The following is a 19,513-nucleotide window of genomic DNA, read 5'->3' on the forward strand; positions in this document are numbered from 1 at the left end:
AGTGCATCATTTTTCTCACCTGCTCAGGCTGCTACTGAGAAGGCAAAACATTGAAAGTCACTGAACTCGGGTGCGCCGCATCGTGATAGATGGTGTGCTGAGCACGGACGAAATCTTCTTCTGTCGCATGAAAGATATTATCCACGTAAGTTTGCGGATTCATATCAAGGAACGGGAAGATAGAGCTTTGGATCTGGATTTGTAATCTGTGGCCCCGTTTAAAGTCGTGCAACAAATCGTACAGATCAAAAGAGACCTGAGTCGGTTTGCCCGGTTCAAAGGGTTTGGGCTCAGAGAAGCTGTCACGGAAACGTCCGCGGATAATGCCCCAGCGCACCAATTCATGGCGGTCACCGGTTTCTTTGTCCACTTCATTGGTGTTTTCATCCACGCCCGGGAACACATCAATAATTTTCACCACAAAATCCGCTGCGGTTTTATCAGTGGATACCCACAGATTCACGTTTACTTCGCCGGCAACGGTCATATCACTTGTCATGGGTTCGGTTTCAAATTTAAGCACATCCGGACGGCGGGCGGTGAAACGCTGATCTTCAGCCATATACGGGCGATCCCATCCACGGCTGATTGCTGCAGAATGAGGCACCGGATTACGGGGATCGGATACATAGTCTGAAGCACCGCCATCTTTATCCGGCTTGTTCTCAAACAAACTGTCACCCTTTGTCAGATACAGTGTTTTTTCATTAGTATCAGCAGGTGGCCACTGACCGAAGAAACGCCAGCGGTTCGCACCAGTTTCAAACATGGTCGCAGTCTGCTCGTACTTATCTTCCGACTCTTCCTTCAGGTGCTGGTTAAAGAATGGCAACAGAACATTGTCACGGAACCACACGCTGGTTTCGAAGCCGAACTGCGCCTCGCCCATATTAGAGCCTTTATCACCGATCCACTGACCGTGATACCAGGGGCCCATGACAATTTGCACATTGTCACGTTTGTTCTCGTGCGACATAGTCTGATAAGTCGCCAGCGGACCATACAAGTCTTCGGTATCGTACCAGCCACCCACAACCAGCACGGCCGGCTTTACCTTATCGAGATGCTGCAGAACATTGCGGGCCTGCCAGTAGTCGTCATAGTTCGGGTGTTCAGTCAGTTCATTCCAGAACGGTCGCTCGCCGTGGAAATAGTTTTTGTTAACGTTAGCCAGCGGCCCGAGATCGCGGAAGAACTCATAACCGTCAGGCGTGGTGGCTTTGCGTCCTTCAAGACGGTAAGGATACGGCTCTTTACGGGGAGCATCGAAAGTATCAAAAAACAGGAATGCCATTGGTGTAGAAAACGCACCGTTGCGGTGAAAGTCATCAAAGAACCAGTCGGCAATAGGCGCCTGCGGAGAAATAGCTTTAAGGGCTTTGTGACTGTTAATACCGGAAACCGATGTGTAGTATCCGGGATAGGAAATGCCCCACTGCCCTACACGGCCATTGTTGTTGGGTACATTTTTTACCAGCCATTCGATAGTGTCGTAAGCATCTGTGGCATCATCAACAGCGTCTTTTCCGCGTTTGTATGCGTCCTGCGGGCGCATGTTTACAAACTCACCTTCGGACATTTGCTTGCCGCGAACATCCTGGAATACAAAAATGTAGCCTTCCTGTTCGAACTTCTCACTGGGGCCTAAACGGGTTTTAAAATCTGACGAGCCATAGGGCGCAACGCGATAGGGTGTACGCTGCATCAACATGGGCCAGCTTTTACTCTGATCGTAAGGTATATAGACCGAAGTAAACAGTTTTGTGCCATCCCGCATGGGGATGTTGTATTCATATTTAGCGTAGTGTGAACGGATATATTCCGCACGGGTATCTTTGTCAGGTGCTGCAGAAACAGCGGGAGTCATCACGCAACTGGCAATAACCAGCATGGCGTAGCGAAGGTATCGCATAAGCATCCTCTTTTTATATGTGCCGGTAACCGGCTCTGGGAGACAGACAACGGCATCTGTCGTGATATCACCTTATCACAGCGGGCAGGAGAAATTATTCCGCAGCGCTCTCGTTTAGCCCGGAGGTTCAGGCACTTATCGATTTGATGGAAGATGTGAGTCTTAGCGTACATTAGGCGCACATTTTATCAGCAACGTTGTTGTATCCCCCGGCGAGCTCCGGGAAATTAAGAAGGGTAAATTTCAAACAGAATGGTTGACGAAGCATGTCGTGAACGATAATAATTCTCAATACTATTTAACTAAATGAGTCTGAGTGATGCTCAAACAACTTGTTGCCAGACGATGCCCTTGTTGTTCGCATGAAGTGCTGTTCTCCCACCGGCTGCTCTTTCTGATCAGGGAGCCTGTAACCTGCCGTTATTGCACGAAAACACTCAGACCGGATATCCGGACCATGAGTTTTAATATGTTCTGGCTGAGCATGACAGTAGCGTGGATGGTCCTGAGGTACACTTCACTCACGGACATTTTCGCTTTCATGGTCGCGGTATGCAGTGCGAATCTTTTATTACCCGCATTCGATTTATTATTTCCTCTTGAGGAAAGCATCAACAGTCCGGAGTAGCGATCAGCTCATCCGGACGGTATTGATTCACTAAGCGTTAGCCCGATCCCTCAGGACATTCCCCACAGAATGTATAAGCCGAATAGCAGAAAGCCTGCTGTGACTACGGTATAAAATGTGTGGAAGGCCGCAGAAAAACCGGCCACAGGTACTTTCTGGGTGTAATCAGTGCCGATTTGCCAACCTGCCAGCAGAGAGTTCAGCATCACAACAACAAGAGTGATTGTTGAGTAGAGTTTAAATCCAGTTGACTGATGAAATGCAGTCCAGCTTTCGTAGTCAACATTCTCCATTGTGAAAACGCTCACCAGATAAAATATCGCATAAGCAAAAATCATCACGTTACTGATCCGCTGGAATATCCACTCTTTTACGCCATTTCGCTTCATGTCAGTTAATCCCAAACCCAAAATCCGAACAACACACTCAACAATATGCCTGATGCAATAGCCACCTGCGATATCAGCTTGCCACCTTCAAGTGTTTCAAAATAACCAAACTCCTGAATGAGATGTTTTATTCCACCCATCATGTAGTAGCCCAGCGCGGTGAGAAAACCCCAGGTAAAAAATTGCGCGATGAAGTTGCCGCTGATAAGTAACTGCACATTTTCAAAGCCTTCAGCACCTTGCAGAGAAAGAAACAATAACGGCAGAAACCAGGCCAGAGAGAACCAGATAATCACAGCACATATCCGGTGTAAAATGGAGGCCAGCCCCATTACCGGCAACTTGATGGTAGTTAAGTCCATATTACGTGGACGGGTGTCTTTCATTCAGAAACTCCTGTAATCATACTTCTGGTAAACACGACAATACCTGAACCTTCGTTCAGTAAACACACTCATTCTGCATTTTCATATCAGGGAATCAAATAGTGTGCGGAAATTACTTAGCCCTTCGGAAATAAAAAGTTTCCATGATTTAAGCGCTGGTAATTTACTGCCTCGCACGTGATAATAATAATTCTTATTTGCAATAAGATACTTCATTTTATAAACGCCGACAATGAACACCGGAGCTTTTCTTATGCCAGACGCCGTACTCAGATCTTCTTTCTGCCGCACACTATTCGGGGCGTTTATCACGTTAATCAGCCTGAATAGCTATGGAAACGGTGAACCGGCTGAAGCTGCAAAAGCAGGCAAGTGTGCAGCAACACCTCAATACGTGTTTGGCTGGCAATTCGTAGACGAACCTTGCAACTTCAAGCCACGTGGCGGCACATCAACAGGTAACAGCACGACGAAAGATCTTACCCCTTCCCCGCACTGGCTGAAACTGCAAACGGAAGATATTGATAAATTTGAGCGGGACCGGCAGGCCATACTGGCGATGTCGGGGTATTTTCGTGTGGGCTTCGATTTCATAGAAACCATGGGCTTCACTGAAAATTACACGCCTGCTGCCCCCTATCGTTCCTGGGGCACGGAAATGGTGATTGTTGTCGACAATGAACCTGAATTCATCAGCCTTCAGCACATTATGGTGATGTATTTTGTTGGTGAAGACGGCAAGATCAGTGAGCCAATGGTGATGAAACACTGGCGACAGGACTGGGAATACGAGAAGCCATCAGAGTTTGTATATACCGGCAATAATGTATGGCGAAAGCATAAGCTCAAGGGCCAGGATATTGAAGGCAGCTGGTCTCAGTCGGTTTACCAGGTAGACGACTCGCCACGATATGAGTCTCACGGTAAATGGCAGCACAAAGGAAACCGCTCAGAGTGGATAAGCGAGTTAACCTGGCGGCCACTTCCCCGGCGGGAAAGTAGTGTGAGACAGGATTACCAGATCCTTGAAGGGATAAATAAACACATTATTTTACCTGATGGCTGGGTACAGGAAGAAGAAAACTACAAGCTGGTATTAAATGATGCCGGCAAACCGGCCTCACCGGCTCCGTACCTTGCAAAAGAACTGGGGATTGCCCGTTACGAACGCATCAAAGACCACGACTTTACGCCCGGCGAAGCGTACTGGGAAGCAACATCATCATTCTGGAGAAACGTTCGTGAGGTGTGGTCCTCATTGATTGCTGACAATACGTCCATTGAAATCAACAAGCAGGCAGACGGGAAGTTCATGTTCATGCCATTCTTCGACTACGCCCAAAACGTCAGTGACAGCGCCCCTGTCGACCCTTCCACGGAACAGCAAAAAATAAGAAACATGCTGGCGCCGTTTACAGAGCCAGCACGTTAACGGGGTTATCAGCGAAGGCGACTACAGTTCCGCCTTCGCTTCCTTCACCAGTCTGCGAACATCTTCCAGCAACTGCTGAGCATCGTATACGATGCCGTCCTTGATGGTGTAACGCACCGCTTTTTTGCGTACAGGCTCGTTGTTCTCATCCAGTTGGAAATGGCCGGTGCCGTAAAGTAACTTGAAGTTTTCCAGCGGATTACCATCTACAACAACCATGTCGGCATTTTTACCTACGGCAAGACTGCCAATTTTATCGTCGAGACCTAAGGCTTCTGCGCCATTTAATGTGGCTGCCTGAATGACTTCCAGCGGATGGAAACCGGCTTCCTGTAGTAATTCCAGTTCACGGATGTAAGCAAAACCGTAGATTTTATAGATGTAACCGGCGTCGGAACCGGTAGTCACCCTGCCACCATGGTTTTTATAGTCATTAAGAAATGTCATCCAGCGGCGGTAGTTGTTGCGCCAGTTGATTTCATCCTGCGTGGTCCAGTTGAACCAGTAGCTGCCGTGTGCATACCGGCTGGGTTCAAAGAACTCCCACAGCACGGGTAAGGTGTAATCGTCATGCCATACGGCCTGACGCTCACGCATAAGATCCCGGCTGGCTTCATAAATTGTCAGTGTAGGGTCGATGGTGAAGTCCAGGTCGATAAGCTCGTCTCTTACCTGCTGCCACTTCTCACTGCCGGGAGCTGCCGCCTGAAGCCAGAGTTTTCCGGATTCAGAAAACCGGTGCTGCTCGTCGTTGTAATTATAATGTGAGGGGTAGTCCTGAATAACTTTATCTTCAAACAGCGCTTCCGGCAGTCCGTACCAGTGTTCCATAGAGGTTAAACCTAACCGGGCAGAATCCAGTGCATTGGTTCCCATCACGTTCAGCTGGGCATGATGCATCATGGTGCCTAAACCCTGCTTCTTAGCTTCGTCTAAGGCTGCCGCCATAATTTTGGGGCTGGCACCGAAAAACTTGATGCCCTTCGCACCTTTACGGGCGATGTCTTTCACCCAGATTCTTGCCTGCTTCTCTGTGGAAACCGGCTGATCGCCGCCCATACCAAAACCCACATAAGGCACAATTCGCGGAGCAACAATTTCATTTTTATCACTGCGCGCCTGATGCTCCAGCACCCAGTCTGCGCCGTTGAAGCTGCCGGGTTCGCGGATGGTGGTAATACCGTGAGCCAGCCACAACTTAAACACATACTCAGCGGGAATATTGTCGGCAGAACCGCCAATGTGGCCATGCATATCAATAAAACCCGGCAATACGTACTGGCCCTGAATGTCGATTTCCTTATCACCGCTTTTCAGCTCAGGACGGCTGTATTTAATCGGTACGCCCGGGTGGCCCACCGATACAATTTGTGTAATTTTGCCATTCTCAATCACAATATCCACAGGACCCTGAGGGGGTGCACCTTCGCCTGAGATAATGTTGCCGCCTCTCAGAATAAGACGGGATGCTTCCATACCTTCACCGGCCTTTCTGTCAGGCGCTTTACTGCCCGGTGTGGCGGCAGCCTGAAATGACAATGTGATACAAAGCGCCAGAATAAATTTTTTCATTGCCTTACCTTGAAGCTATTATAATCAAAGGCCTATCATCACTCATTGTCAAATACATGCGCAAGCGCATCTTGCCGGGATTCGAACACTCGCTCTCAACCGTGGGTATTATAAAAAGCACAATGCTTATTAATATATTGCTGATGAGAGGGTAACGATGCTGCGGTTCTTTTAACGGCTCCCTCAACCCATGCATATTTTTAATAAGTATGTCACCGGGAATGCGGTCTACCCGGCTGTCGTAGTGCATCGGAACAATTCCCTGTCCCAGCATGACCGCCAACCAACTGTGTGACGTAAAAAGTGCATCAGGGCGGGTAGCTATATTGCCGTTTCTGGCAAATTGCTCCATTTTTTCTGATAGTGAGTCCGGTACAGACATGTCCCGGACAAATCGCCAAAACGCAGTATCGTCCCTTAGAGTTGCTTTGTAATGCAATATGATGAAATCCCGGATATCCTCATATTCGTCAGTCATCATCTTATTGTATCGGGACCGCAATTCATCGTTGCTTCCACTTGCTGACCATAAACTAATAAGCAGTTGAATACCGGTCTGCACCAGATGAATACTGGTTGACTCCAGCGGCTCTATGAAGCCCCCCGCTAACCCTATCGCTATACAATTATTTTTCCAAAATGTCCTGCGGTGACCAGTACGGAAACGTAAAAAATTGGGCCCTGTAACCGGCTCCCCATGCAAATCACTTAACAGGGAAGTCAAAGCTTCCTGCTGCTCCTGAAACTGGCCAGAATACACGTAACCGTTCCCAAAACGGCTTTGCAACGGAATTTGCCAACGCCAACCTGCCTCTTTGGCATAAGCGCGTGTGTATGGCGGAGCATGTATATTCTCATAAGTTTGAATTGCAATAGCGCGGTCGCACGGGAGGTAGTGTGTCCAGTCATTGAATTCACTCTGCAAATGTTCATTGATGAGTAAACCGCGAAACCCGCTGCAATCGATAAACAAGTCGCCGGCTACGACCAGACCGTTTTCAAGTCTTACAGACGTTATATCACCACTTTTCGGCTCAACAGAAACATCAACAATCTTGCCTTCAATTCGCTGAACATCCCTTTGCTCTGCATACCGGCGCAACAATTTCCCATAGGCGCCGGAGTCGAAGTGCCAGGCATGCCGCATGGTAGACAAAATAGTATTCGCCCCCCCTTGAGCCTGTGAAAATCGTCCTGATTTTGCTGCCACTGTGCACAAATTATATTCGCAGATATTGCCGCAGAGCTCTTCCGGTAGTTCACCATTACGTACTAAGCTATTGAGCTTTAGCCATAATTGATGAAAAGGGAATTCGGGAGTATCTTTACCGAAAAAGCCGAAGGGATGAAAATAGGCATGTCCTTTCCGGTACCAGTCAATAAACTCAATACCCAATTTAAATGTACCTGCACACTCCTTTAGCATGTCATGCTCGTCTATACCGAGAAACGCATTGAACTCTGCCAGCAAAGGAATGGTAGCTTCGCCTACGCCGATGGTGCCTATTTGGTCTGATTCCAGCAAAGTGACTTGCGTTTCAGGTTGTGCTGTTCGCGCTAACGCCGCAGCGCACATCCATCCTGATGTTCCGCCACCGACAATAACAACCCTTTTCACCGTCGTCCTCCGGCCCGGGGGCGAAACCCACCAGAAGCAACCTCGTTGATTAGCTGCCGGTGAGCAGGCACTGCCGTCATTGCATTTCTGCTTTGCTGTTGGATACTATGGAATTCACGTCGGGCATCATCGTAAAACCGGAGCGCATCTGCGCGGGCTGATATATCTGTCTTAAACCCCATACCATACAAAATGTATTGCCAACTGTTTTCGTCGAAAATATCGTGACTTGCGTCAATATCCAGAAATGATGGCGGCCTGTGTCGCCATTGTGCTAACTTACCTTTCAAGTATTCTGAAGCAGAATCCGGTGCCCTGTTGTCCCGCCAGAAAGCTGTATCGTACCGCTCGCTTAAGTAATAATGTACCTTGATAAAATCTTTAACATGCTCAAATCGCTTGCACATGGCTTCGTTAAACTGCCTCGCCGACGCCTCGTAATCGCCGGACCAGGGAAATAAGTTGCACAGCATTAGCGCTGCAACTTCAGCAAAACTGATCCCGGTTGCTTCAAGTGGCTCTATAAAACCCACCGACAATCCAACACCAATACAGTTTTTATGCCACTGAGTTTGCCGGTAACCGGCCTCAAACTTCAACAGCCGGTGCGACAAATCTTTCGCTGCCGGACCTATATGGGCTTTGAGCGTTTTTACAGCGGTCTCTTCATCACAGTACTCAGATGCATATACATAACCAACACCACGACGATGATGTAAACCGATATCCCAGATCCAACCAGCCTCTTTGGCTGTGGTGTAGGTACATGAGGGGATGCCGGCTTGCGGGTTGTCATAAGGCACCTGCAACGCTACTGCGCGGTCGCAAAACAGTTCTTTTTTAAACGAAGTAAATGGCATGCCCAGGGTCTCGCCAATAAGACGTGCCCGAAACCCTGTGCAATCAATATATAAATCGGCAGTAAGTTCTCCATGCTCTCTTGCTGTTACAGAAGCAATGCTGCCATCTTCGGCTAAAGTAACGTTGTCAATAGTATCGACCAGCCTCCTTACGCCGGTGTCCGTAGCTTTGTTTCTCACCAAAGCTGCAAGTTTAGTTGCGTCGAAGTGATAGGCATAGTTTAACGGCGCATCGAACTGAGGATGGGTAATTAATTTTGGGGCCAGCTTCTCATCAATCACCGTACTTTGCACTGAACAAGCTTTGGCCCAGGGTACATCCCCGGCAACCCCAAGCAACCAGTACGGAAGTAAATCCATATCTGTGTGCTGTGAGGCTACCTGGAAAGGATGAAGGTAACTGTCATCAGGTTTGTCTGCAGGGTTGTACTTCCAATTATTAAATCGGATCCCTTGTTTAAACGTGGCATCAGCATGTTTAATCAAGTCGCTCTCGTCAATACCAATACGTTTCATGGTTTTGCGAATAATAGGAAACGTTCCCTCGCCAACGCCGAGGGTGCCAATTTCATCCGACTCGACAAGCGTGATTGACACACCACCGGGTGTATCTGCTGCCAACATACGTGCCATATAGGCCGCAGTAATCCAACCAGCAGTCCCCCCGCCGACGATCAACACACGCTTACTCATAGTGTTACCTCTGATATCAATTGCCTTTGTGCTGTCACTTGTGAAACCGGGTTAAAAATTAAAACCTAAATGCAAACTGATGCGGCGGTCAGCAATGAAAACTGCACGGTCTACAAACACACCGTCCATAATTTCCATCTCGGTTCGCTGCTCCTCATCTGTCAGGTTTTGTACATTCAGTTTCACATTCATCGCATCACTGATCCGGTACGATATGCTTGCATCTAACCGGCCTATAGCCGATGCATATACAGGAAGACCAATCTGAGTATCACTACCGGTAGCAGGATCCGCATAGACAAGAGTGGTACCTGAGTCATTAGTAGTGGTCAGGTATCGATCACGCCAGTTGTAAGCGAGTCTTGCACTGATATCATTTTTATCATACAGCAGGGTCGCTGAATATGACCACTCAGACAGCCCGATAACGGGAACACTAAGCGCGTCACCGTTGATATCAAGAGCAAACGCATCAGGTGCATCATTATCGATAAATGTCAGGTTACCATCGACACCAAATCCACTCATCCATCCCGGCAGATTATCAAAATAAGTCCGTCCGCCCAATTCGAAACCTTTGATAATCGTGTCTTCATCAGCGTTAAAGTTCGTACGACTCGAAACATCCCCATTGAGGAATTCGCCTTGACCATCACTGACAAGCACTGATTGGGGATAATTTGCTTCTGAGAAAAAGTCACTGGCCGGAGCCGCAAAATTATTAAAAGTGATATAATTTTCAATAGTTTTGTAGAACAAAGCCAGATGCATCGAAGTCCCTTTCTCGGGATACCACTCAAGTGAAATATCATGGTTGTATGCTATTTCAGGCTCTAAGAAAGGGTTACCTGACGTATTCGTATAACCTGAAAAAATACCCGGCACGGAGACGTCCTGATCAGGATATAATGCATTAAGCTCTTCATTGACCGGATTTTCAGTGACTTGCACAGTAGCGGTTCCCTGCGCACGGATGTCCGGGTAACGTGGAGGCGTGAGTGTTTTTGTCCATGCGTAACGTGCTACCAACTCTTCAGACAAATCAAATTTAATGTTGAAGGACGGTAGCCAGTAACTTTTTGAGAAATCTCCCATACGGTCTGTTTCATACCCTGCACTTTCGCGGGTTAATGGCGGCTGACTACCTTCGTTTGCTTCCTGCCAGGCCGCTACATTATCAAGCCCTCCCATTGCTTCGATGGAAGCTTCAGCATCTGCAAGACTTGCGTAGTAGCGGGCGCCGCCACTAAATACAAAATTGCCTTTGCTTTCGATATCATAGTTGACCCAGCGGAGACCAACGTTACCGCTAAAGTTCGACCATATACTATCACCAATATTTTCGAAGCCGACCATAGCGTAAAGTGATTGGGTTTTGTGCTTTGTCTCATAAAATGACGGCATCTGGTCAAAATTCGGGTTTGGCGTTTCGCCATACACATATGCACTTTGAGCAGGATCAGCACATTGATAATACAAGTCCGGACCACAAGCAGTATAGGTGTTGTACATCCTTTCAAAAGCGCTGGCATCGTTTAGTTCAGGAGTACCAACCCACACAGCGCCCGGTGCAGCTGTATCACCTTTGAAAAAGTCTGAAAATTCTTCCAGATAAAAATCACCTTCAGGAGCAGTATCAACAAAAGGTCTTGGCACACCATTCCATCCCCGACCGGTTGCAGACCACCAGGTGCCTACAAAGTTATCGCTTTCACTTCTGTCTGCAACACGGCCACCAACAGCGAGTTTCCTGAAAAAGTCATGTTCGAGGAAAAGACTCCCGTCAAGTTGAAATGCATGAGCCTCACCATCATTTGCACTGTTCAACCAGTTGACCCTTGATAAACCGGCATCGGCAGGATTAGTTGATAAGGCCTCACCAAATGTAGCCACAGGTATTGACCCTTTCAAATCCAGATAGGTTTCAGCGATTACCGGAAGCACTGTACTTCCAAGGCTATACTTTCCAGATCTTGATTCCGCATTAACATATTGGTAGCTACCGCTCAAATCCCAGTAGTCCGCCAGGTATTTGAAACCCACTGTGTGGTCAGCGGTTTTACTGTTAGACGGGCTGAAGCTTGAATTTGGCGAGACATTAAGGCCGGATGTCAGATTTGTACTGGATATTGTCCCCTGTTGGAAAACCCCGTTACTATCAAATTCTGCTCCCTCAAATACCCCTACTGAGGTCCCCGGCTCAAGTGAAAGTATTTGGCTATGGCGATCACTATCCCGTTCTGAGATAAAGCTGGTGTGGTAGAACTCAAGTGCATCCGTAGGCTTCCATTGTAAAGCTACATAATATCCGTTTCTCACCCTTTCAAACTGGTCTTGCGTATAACGAATACCTGCAGGTACGTAAACCCGCTGATCATTATATGAGGTTGCCAGATAGGGAGGTAAAATGACGTTACTGTCGTGGGATGCTATTTTAGAATAGGCAAGGTTAACCAGAACGCCGAATTCCCCCAGGTCGGTATCAATTCTGTTCGATACCATACCTGAAACCGCGGGCGTTACTTTTTCAGAGAAATCTCCGTAATCTGCTGTTATCGAAGCATCAGCCTTAAATCCTTCGAAATCAAATGGCATACGTGTTTGCAGATCTACTGTACCGGATACGCCACCTTCAATAAGATCTGCACGGCTGGCTTTATAAACTGTGACAGCTTTGAGGAGTTCAGGGCCCACATCAGCCCAATTTAGTCCGGAGCCACCGTTAGCAGAAAATACTTCACGGCCGTTTATTAACGTTTTAGTTTTATTCAGTCCGCGTACCTGCACACCGGAGCCTTCGAAAGCGTAACCATCCGGTGAGCCTTCGGCCCCGGCACGAATCCGGTTCATAGTTACACCCGGCGTACGTTCGAGAATTTCAAGCAAGGAGGTGCTGGGCACTTTGCCTGCCTCGTCTAACACTATCGAATCACCGATAGTATCGCCGGCGCGCTTCAGGTCAATCGCATCCTGTAAAGACTGACGCTGACCGGTAACAGAAATATATTCGACATCATCATCTGACGTATTATCGTCATTCTGTTTATTAGCCGGTAAATATTGCTGGACGGTTCTTTCAACCGGTTTGGCATCTTCGTCATCATTACTCTGGGCCATTACACTTGTTGTGCATGACATAACGGCTAACGATAGTAGCGACAATTTAAAAGAAGGTAATTTACGTTTCTTGTTTTCCTGTGCAATCACGGGGTGAAATTTTGTTTTTTTAAAGCTAGGCATTTGCAGCCCTCCGATTTGTTTGATGGCAGGCCCCAACCTGTCAACGTGTTCCATACTGAGTTTCAGACAAACATACTTGTATACAACTTAACTGGACACGAGCATTATCAACCCAAAAAGTTAACAAATAATTTATTTTTATTAACAATGAGGTTACTTTTGTTTGAAAATTTATCGGATTTAAAGCTTTTAAATTTGATGCAGCCGGAGTTTAACCTTTTGAAATTAAACTAGTCCGGAGGCAGGCGGTGAAAAAGTGAAAAGTTTATGTACGTAAAGTCCCTTCCCTGAAGGAGTGGACTAGACAAAATATTCAGGATGATCGACAGGCAATCGATCCAGCACATTGTATACCTCACGCAAATGCAAAGTCATAGCAGAGACTGCTTCTTGCCTGTTGCCAGAACGCAGTGCAGTTACAATTGCACGATGCTGTTGGATGACTCTCGCATATTGCCCGCTCATATGCAGACTAAGGTTTCGCAAACGGTCCATATGTGCCTTTTCCTGCTCTATCATATTGCTAACACGGTCAAATCCGGTGTTGCCCGATAGCAACTGATGAAAGTCATCATCAAGTGACTGGAACAGGAGGGCATCATCAATAGCTGCAGCATCCTCCTGCCGGGCGATAATTGATTCAGCCTCATTGAATAAACAGGATTCAGTATGTTCTGCAAGATAGCTAACCACAGATACCTCAAGCGCTTCACGGATAAAACGCGCCTCTAATATAGCTTCGCGGCTGAGGCGGGATACATACGTTCCTCTTTGCGGCCGAACCTCTACAAAGCCTAAATTAGCCAATTTGATCAAGGCTTCTCTAACAGGTGTGCGGCTGACGCCGAACTGATTAGCAAGCGCAGTTTCAGAGATAAGTTGACCCGGTTCCAGTTGCATACTGACTATTGCGTCACGTATGAAGCCGTAAACCTGACTTCCGGCAGGGCGACTATAATCAATTTGTTTAGCATATTCAGCCGCTTGCTCCAAAAAAAGAACAGATTTATTACTCAAAACCGTGTACCTCATACTTTACTGGTTTACCAGTATCAGTGTATCGGATGTAAACCAACCTTCACATTACTATATTTGTAAATGTAGCCTGCATTTATTATTTACCTGATTTACAGCGACAGCAGGTTCAACTGATTCCACACCGGTACCCGGCTCTCATGCTTAATTTCTCATACAGCTACTTAAGAAAAACTACTATTCAGATTTTGATTGTTTGGAAAAACTTACATGGATATTCTCCAATACAACATTATCATCGATTCGATAGATTGTGACTGTATGGCTACCCTTCTTAAGGTTTTCGACATTCCATTTCAAAGTATATTCGTTAGTAACCACAGCTGCGGCCCAGGCTTTTTCTTCTTCTGTGAGATATGCACCACCGCTAGGGTGTAGATCAAAACTCAGGGTTTCAGGCGGACGTTCATCTACGGACACACCGATTCGAATACCTCCCCGACCATAGGTATCAAGCGTCGGACTCAGTTTAATCTTAATAATTGCATTGCCGTCGTATGGCTGGCTCAAGTCATATGACAGGGTGACTTTGTCTTCGAATGTGGTAGCAGCATGCCCCTGAGGAAGTGCTAACACACCAGCTTCTGATTGTCCGAGATGGTCCACAGCCTGCCAACTGAGACTTTTATTACCTGTTGCTCTGACGAAATCTTTAGCTTCAATGATTTGCCCGTCATTCGGGTGGACCCTCTCCCGGAAGCTGACTTTGATGTCATTTTTCCCCTTATCTACTGCAATGACATCAGGCATAGTTTGCTGTGCGGGATCGCTCCAGGTTATATAATTCATATGAACCTGATTTATCATACCGTCCCATTTACCATTGTTTATTGAATGATATTTTTCAGTTAACACTTTATCTTTGGCAAAGTTCTTTTCTACTATATCTTTGAAATAGTTTGCCCGCGAATCATCTGCATCTGCCAGCTTCTTATTCCAGGCCGCTGCAAAATACATTTCATAAAGGTTGCTCAGTGAAGCAACGGGCCATTCAACTAACTGAAAGAATGCCGGATAATGTTCCTCATCAATTTTCTCTTTCACTTCGTCCATATCAGTTTCAAGCTGTTTCCACTTGATGTAGTGCTGATAGAACTCTCCGGGTTGCAAATCAGGTAATGTGGGCTCGCCTACTTCAAAAGTATCCTCGTTGAGCAATTCAGGCTTTCGCATAGCAGCGAGGGTACCGTAGCGTTCCAGCAGACTTGCAATATCTTTTGCCAGATCTGCACTAAAAGACTGTTCAGCAAATTGAATGGCATATTCCCGAAGATCTTGCGGACCCACTTTTTCCGGGTCCCAGGCCATTGTCAGAAAGAAGTCTGTCGGATATTCAATCGGCTTAAGGTCACCTACATTTACCACCCATAAATTTTTTGCTCCACGCTCGTAAGACAAATTCATTTGTTGCCATACTTTGCCAATTTGCACTGTATTCGTCCATTTGTAACTGCGCGGTCCACCAACGTAATCGAAATGGTAATAAACGCCGAACCCACCTTCACGATCAACATCTTTCACTGGCAACCGCCTAACCTGGCCCCAATTGTCATCCGCAAATAATAAAGTAACGTCATCAGGTACCGTCATACCGTTGTCATAATAATCCTGAACCTCTTTATAGAGCGCCCATACCTGTGGTGTTTTTTCAGCAGGTTCGCCTGTTACGTCTTCGATGATTTTTCGCTGATCGTCCACAACGGTTTCAAGTAGCTTAATTGCTGTACCTTCTGACATTGGCTCATCCCCGTCGCCACGCATGCCAACAGTGACAAGAGATTCATAAGGTTTTCCATCTCCCTTTGACATCATCCGCTCTATACCGCCTCGCCAGAATTGCTGTATGGCCTCGCGGTTAGTCTCATAATTCCACGCACCACCACCTAACGGGTTTTCAGACTTGCGATGCCACTCTGCATGTGCCCGTGTCATTGGCTCATGATGCGAGGTGCCCATAACTATTCCCATATCATCTGCCAGCGAGGTATTTTTGGGGTCATCAAGATGGAAAGCTTTTCCCCACATGGCAGGCCAGATGTAATTCCCTTTGAGACGTAAAATCAAATCAAAAACATGTTCGTACATGCCTGAATTCACACCACCAAACGTTTTTTGTGCCCAACCTTTCAATGCCGGATCTTCATCATTAATAAAAATGCCACGATAACGTACTTTTGGATAATCGCTCCTGGTCCCCGGCGTGAGAAAAACGTTTGCATGTTGTTTAACCGGTACATCAGCAAACCAGTGCCAGGGAGAAACGCCCATTCGTTCAGAAATATCAAAGGTACCGAAGATAGCTCCCCGCCTGTCTGATCCGACAACAACTAACGCCCGCCCGACCCCCGGGGCAGGATCGTCAACCACCGTTATCTGATATGCTTCCCATTTATTTCGGATGCCAGAGATATCAAGTTTTCCCTCTTTCACAAGAGAGTCGATTAAAGCATCTTCCCCCGGGACTCCGATGATAATCGCTGCTTTATTTATCGTTTGCGTTTCAGTGAGCTCAGACTTGCCCCCTCCAACCCTTGTTAAATCTTCCGAAAAAGCTTTCGCGACTCTCTTTATGGCAGGATTTGCCGCCGGGGAAATTAAAACTGGGAGGGGTTGATTATTTTTAATGAGCGGGATGCCCCCGTTATCCTTAAAACAAACGGAAGCAGGTTCATCACATGCAAAAATACCTGTTGAAAACAGTGCACACAAAAGTGAAACAGATTTAATTGTCGATCTCATATAAAACATACTCACGTCTGATTTTTGTATACGAAATGTAAACAAACCAAAACTAACTGACAATTACTAGTATACAAGTATGCATTACGTTTTTTTATTTTCTGATTTTCCCTCTCCTCGTCTTGAATAAAGGGCTTGAGAAATTTCGTAAACTGTTTACTTATTTTTTCTTTGGCTTTTAAACACCCAACTTCTCTGTATATCTTATTGAAGAATTCAGTTAGTCACATTTTATTAACAGAGAAGAATATGTTATCGCCTAAGTATTTGAAGTGCCTGGCGTTGTTGACAACAATGTTGTTGGCTTCTGCCACATCAGCTAATCAGCGCGAGAGAATAGACCTTACCAGCGACTGGCGCTTTTATCGCTATGCTGACAGTGAGATTCCTGATTCTCTAATATATGATAATCGTCCATCCACAGGGCAGTACAATGACAGTCAGGCCGCGGACACCAAACCTACTGATGCCGTAGTTACTGAAAGTGGCAACAATGTATTGAAGCCCTGGATTCTTCCTTCTGGAAACAACTTTTTGGGGGCTTCTGAAAAGCGTTATGAAAGGCCAGAGGGAAAACCGGGGAGTGATTTTCCGTTCGTTCAGAAAGGCTTTGACGACAGTAGCTGGCAAAAAGTTGATTTACCTCATGACTGGGCGATCGCTGGTCCGTTTTATAGCGGCGAGAATCCCAAGGTCGGGGGAGGCATGGGCCGCCTCCCTTCTCACGGCGTAGCATGGTACAGAAAGCAATTTTCTACCGGTGCAAATGACGCAGACAATAGAATTTACCTTCACATCGACGGTGCCATGTCTTATTCGATGGTATGGCTAAATGGTAATCTTGTGGGAGGCTGGCCGTATGGCTACAGTTCTTACCGTCTTGACCTGACACCTTACCTTGCGAAAAATGGCAAGAATCAATTAGCTATCAGAGTCGATAACCCACCTAAATCTTCCCGCTGGTATCCGGGTGGAGGAATTTATCGCAATGTCTGGTTAGAAAAAACTGCGCAAATACATGTCAGTCACTGGGGCACACAAATCATTACCCCGTCAGTTTCCGCAGATAGAGCCACCATATCCATTGCAACCACGCTGGTGAATCACTTCTCCGAAAGCAGTGAAGTCACGCTGAAACAAAGTATTCACGAACTTACCGGGCAAGATCTTCCGGGTGACAGCCCGGTAAAGGAGCTTCCTGAACAGAAAGTTAAACTATCTGCAGGACAACAGCATAAAACAACAGCTTCAACAATTCTTGACAAGCCAAAGCTCTGGGGCCCGGCTCCTCAGCAGACACCGAACCGGTACGCACTTGTCACATCCGTGATATACAAGGGAAAAGAAATAGACCAGTACATTACTCCATTCGGGATAAGAAAATTGACGTTTGATCCCGATGTCGGAGTGCTGGTAAACGACCAGCACATACCTCTGAAAGGCGTTAATCAGCATCATGATTTAGGCGCACTGGGAGCAGCATTTAATCTTCGCGCAGCTCGCAGGCAGTTGGAATTACTTCAGGATATGGGAGTAAATGCAATTCGCATGGCACACAACCCGCCAGCTCCGGAACTGCTTACGCTAACGGATAAAATGGGGATACTGGTATTAAATGAGTCTTTTGACAGTTGGTATAAAAAGAAGACGCCGTTAGATTTTCATCTGATTTTTGCTGACTGGCATGAACAGGATCTCAGGGCCCTTGTACGAAGAGACAAAAACCATCCATCGGTGATTATGTGGTACATAGGAAACGAGGTGGGTGAACAATACACCGGTCAATCAGGTGCCGATATTGCACTGACTCTGAAAGCTATCGTTAAAGATGAAGACCCTACCCGCCCGGTAACCTCTTCCATGAATTGGGCAAAAGCAGACTTCCCTTTCAGCGCAGCCATGGATTTGATTAGTCTGAATTACCAGGGGGAAGGCATTCGTCAGGCAGCGGAGTTTGAAGGTACAGAACGCATTCGCACCCCGCCATCTTATCCAGCCTTTCACGAGGCTCATCCTGATAAGGTTATTTTGTCCAGTGAAACTGCTTCGGCGTTCAGTTCCAGAGGAATCTATTTCTTTCCTGTGACAAAAAAGGAAAGTGCTCCTGTTCGGGACGGTCTTGGAGGTAATTCGAAAATTCATCAGGTCAGCAGTTATGAGTTGCACGCCGTCGACTTTGGCTCATCTGCAGATAAAGTATTCAGATATATGGAGACCTATCCCTTTGTCGCCGGACAGTTTGTATGGAATGGTTTTGATTATCTCGGTGAGCCAACACCGTATTACGCTGCCCGCAGTTCTTATTCGGGCATGATAGACCTGGCAGGATTTAAAAAAGATCGTTTCTACCTTTATCAAAGCGAGTGGAGACCGGATTATCCGATGGCTCATATTCTGCCTCACTGGAATTGGCCGGGACGGGAGGGGGAAATAACACCGGTACATATTTTCACTTCCGGAGATGAAGCTGAACTTTTCATAAATGGAAAATCACAGGGACGAAAAAAGAAAGGCGACCTTGAATATCGCCTGCGTTTTGATGATGTCCGCTATACACCCGGCACGGTAGAGGTCATTGCCTATAAGGATGGAAAACCCTGGGCAACAGACAAGGTTACCACTTCAGGTGCTCCTCATGGAATGAAGTTACAAGCAGACAGGAAAACAATTGATGCAGATGGCAAAGATCTCTCTTTTATCACCGTCGACATTGTGGATGAAAATGGCGTCTTTGTACCAGACGCTGTGAACGAAATATCTTTTACCTTAGACGGACCCGGCCGCATCATCGCCACGGATAATGGAGACTCCACTGATTTTACTTCATTCGCTTCACAAAAGAGACACGCTTTCAGCGGAAAACTACTTGTAATAGTGCAGAGTAACAGAGGTGAAGCAGGCGATATCACGCTGTCCGCAACTAGTCCGGAACTTGGCACCTCGACAATATTACTTAAGTCAATTTAATCATATGACAGATGTGCAGGCACCGGCCTGCATGTCCGTATC

11 protein-coding genes are annotated in these 19,513 nt (G+C 46.7%); 2 read left to right on the plus strand and 9 right to left on the minus strand.

The window, feature by feature from the left end; all coding sequences use genetic code 11:
- Positions 1-31: 31 nt before the first annotated feature.
- From AC4PME_RS00755 to sdhC, 3 genes are all read right to left on the minus strand, one after another.
- On the minus strand, positions 32-1,912 hold the full coding sequence (locus AC4PME_RS00755; protein WP_491044528.1) for a CocE/NonD family hydrolase: 1,881 nt from the start codon (positions 1,910-1,912) through the stop codon (positions 32-34).
- Positions 1,913-2,590: 678 nt separating this feature from the next.
- Positions 2,591-2,944: a succinate dehydrogenase, hydrophobic membrane anchor protein gene (gene sdhD, locus AC4PME_RS00760; RefSeq protein WP_119502343.1), complete on the minus strand. Its 354-nt coding sequence runs from the start codon at positions 2,942-2,944 to the stop codon at positions 2,591-2,593.
- Positions 2,935-3,315, minus strand: coding sequence for a succinate dehydrogenase, cytochrome b556 subunit (gene sdhC, locus AC4PME_RS00765; protein ID WP_119502344.1), 381 nt, complete (start codon positions 3,313-3,315; stop codon positions 2,935-2,937). The genes sdhD and sdhC overlap by 10 nt, the downstream gene beginning before the upstream one ends.
- A 253-nt stretch (positions 3,316-3,568) precedes the next feature.
- On the opposite strand from sdhC, the gene AC4PME_RS00770 reads away from it, so the two are divergent.
- Positions 3,569-4,747: a DUF6607 family protein gene (locus tag AC4PME_RS00770; RefSeq protein WP_491044526.1), complete on the plus strand. Its 1,179-nt coding sequence runs from the start codon at positions 3,569-3,571 to the stop codon at positions 4,745-4,747.
- Between the two features lie 21 nt (positions 4,748-4,768).
- Here AC4PME_RS00770 and AC4PME_RS00775 read toward each other — a convergent pair whose 3' ends face one another.
- The 6 genes from AC4PME_RS00775 to AC4PME_RS00800 form a co-directional block, all read right to left on the minus strand.
- Positions 4,769-6,319 carry an amidohydrolase family protein gene (locus tag AC4PME_RS00775; protein WP_119502346.1) on the minus strand — a complete coding sequence of 517 codons (1,551 nt, stop codon included), beginning with the start codon at positions 6,317-6,319 and terminating at the stop codon, positions 4,769-4,771.
- 4 nt (positions 6,320-6,323) lie between these two features.
- The gene (locus AC4PME_RS00780) at positions 6,324-7,937 is read right to left on the minus strand and encodes a tryptophan halogenase family protein (RefSeq protein ID WP_491044525.1); all 1,614 of its coding nucleotides are present in this window, start codon (positions 7,935-7,937) and stop codon (positions 6,324-6,326) included.
- Positions 7,934-9,490, minus strand: coding sequence for a tryptophan halogenase family protein (locus AC4PME_RS00785; RefSeq protein ID WP_491044524.1), 1,557 nt, complete (start codon positions 9,488-9,490; stop codon positions 7,934-7,936). Before AC4PME_RS00785 ends, AC4PME_RS00780 begins: the two co-directional genes overlap by 4 nt.
- A 51-nt stretch (positions 9,491-9,541) precedes the next feature.
- Complete coding sequence (locus tag AC4PME_RS00790) at positions 9,542-12,607, minus strand: TonB-dependent receptor (RefSeq protein WP_491044523.1); 3,066 nt, start codon at positions 12,605-12,607, stop codon at positions 9,542-9,544.
- 423 nt (positions 12,608-13,030) lie between these two features.
- Positions 13,031-13,747, minus strand: coding sequence for a GntR family transcriptional regulator (locus tag AC4PME_RS00795; protein ID WP_490710284.1), 717 nt, complete (start codon positions 13,745-13,747; stop codon positions 13,031-13,033).
- A gap of 195 nt (positions 13,748-13,942) precedes the next feature.
- Positions 13,943-16,504: a glycosyl hydrolase 115 family protein gene (locus tag AC4PME_RS00800; protein ID WP_491044522.1), complete on the minus strand. Its 2,562-nt coding sequence runs from the start codon at positions 16,502-16,504 to the stop codon at positions 13,943-13,945.
- Between the two features lie 249 nt (positions 16,505-16,753).
- Here AC4PME_RS00800 and galB point away from each other — a divergent pair, with 249 nt between their 5' ends.
- On the plus strand, positions 16,754-19,471 hold the full coding sequence (gene galB / locus AC4PME_RS00805) for a beta-galactosidase GalB (RefSeq protein ID WP_491044521.1): 2,718 nt from the start codon (positions 16,754-16,756) through the stop codon (positions 19,469-19,471).
- The last annotated feature ends 42 nt before the right edge of the window (positions 19,472-19,513 follow it).

The organism is Alteromonas sp. (assembly GCF_984505615.1).

Bases quoted from the DNA above. Each gene is read 5' to 3' on its own strand.
- AC4PME_RS00770 (WP_491044526.1), top strand. From the start codon at position 3,569: ATGCCAGACGCCGTACTCAGATCTTCTTTCTGCCGCACACTATTCGGG.
- sdhC (WP_119502344.1), bottom strand. From the start codon at position 3,315: ATGAAAGACACCCGTCCACGTAATATGGACTTAACTACCATCAAGTTG.
- AC4PME_RS00755 (WP_491044528.1), bottom strand. From the start codon at position 1,912: ATGCGATACCTTCGCTACGCCATGCTGGTTATTGCCAGTTGCGTGATG.
- AC4PME_RS00800 (WP_491044522.1), bottom strand. From the start codon at position 16,504: ATGAGATCGACAATTAAATCTGTTTCACTTTTGTGTGCACTGTTTTCA.
- AC4PME_RS00790 (WP_491044523.1), bottom strand. From the start codon at position 12,607: ATGGCCCAGAGTAATGATGACGAAGATGCCAAACCGGTTGAAAGAACC.
- galB (WP_491044521.1), top strand. From the start codon at position 16,754: ATGTTATCGCCTAAGTATTTGAAGTGCCTGGCGTTGTTGACAACAATG.
- AC4PME_RS00775 (WP_119502346.1), bottom strand. From the start codon at position 6,319: ATGAAAAAATTTATTCTGGCGCTTTGTATCACATTGTCATTTCAGGCT.
- AC4PME_RS00785 (WP_491044524.1), bottom strand. From the start codon at position 9,490: ATGAGTAAGCGTGTGTTGATCGTCGGCGGGGGGACTGCTGGTTGGATT.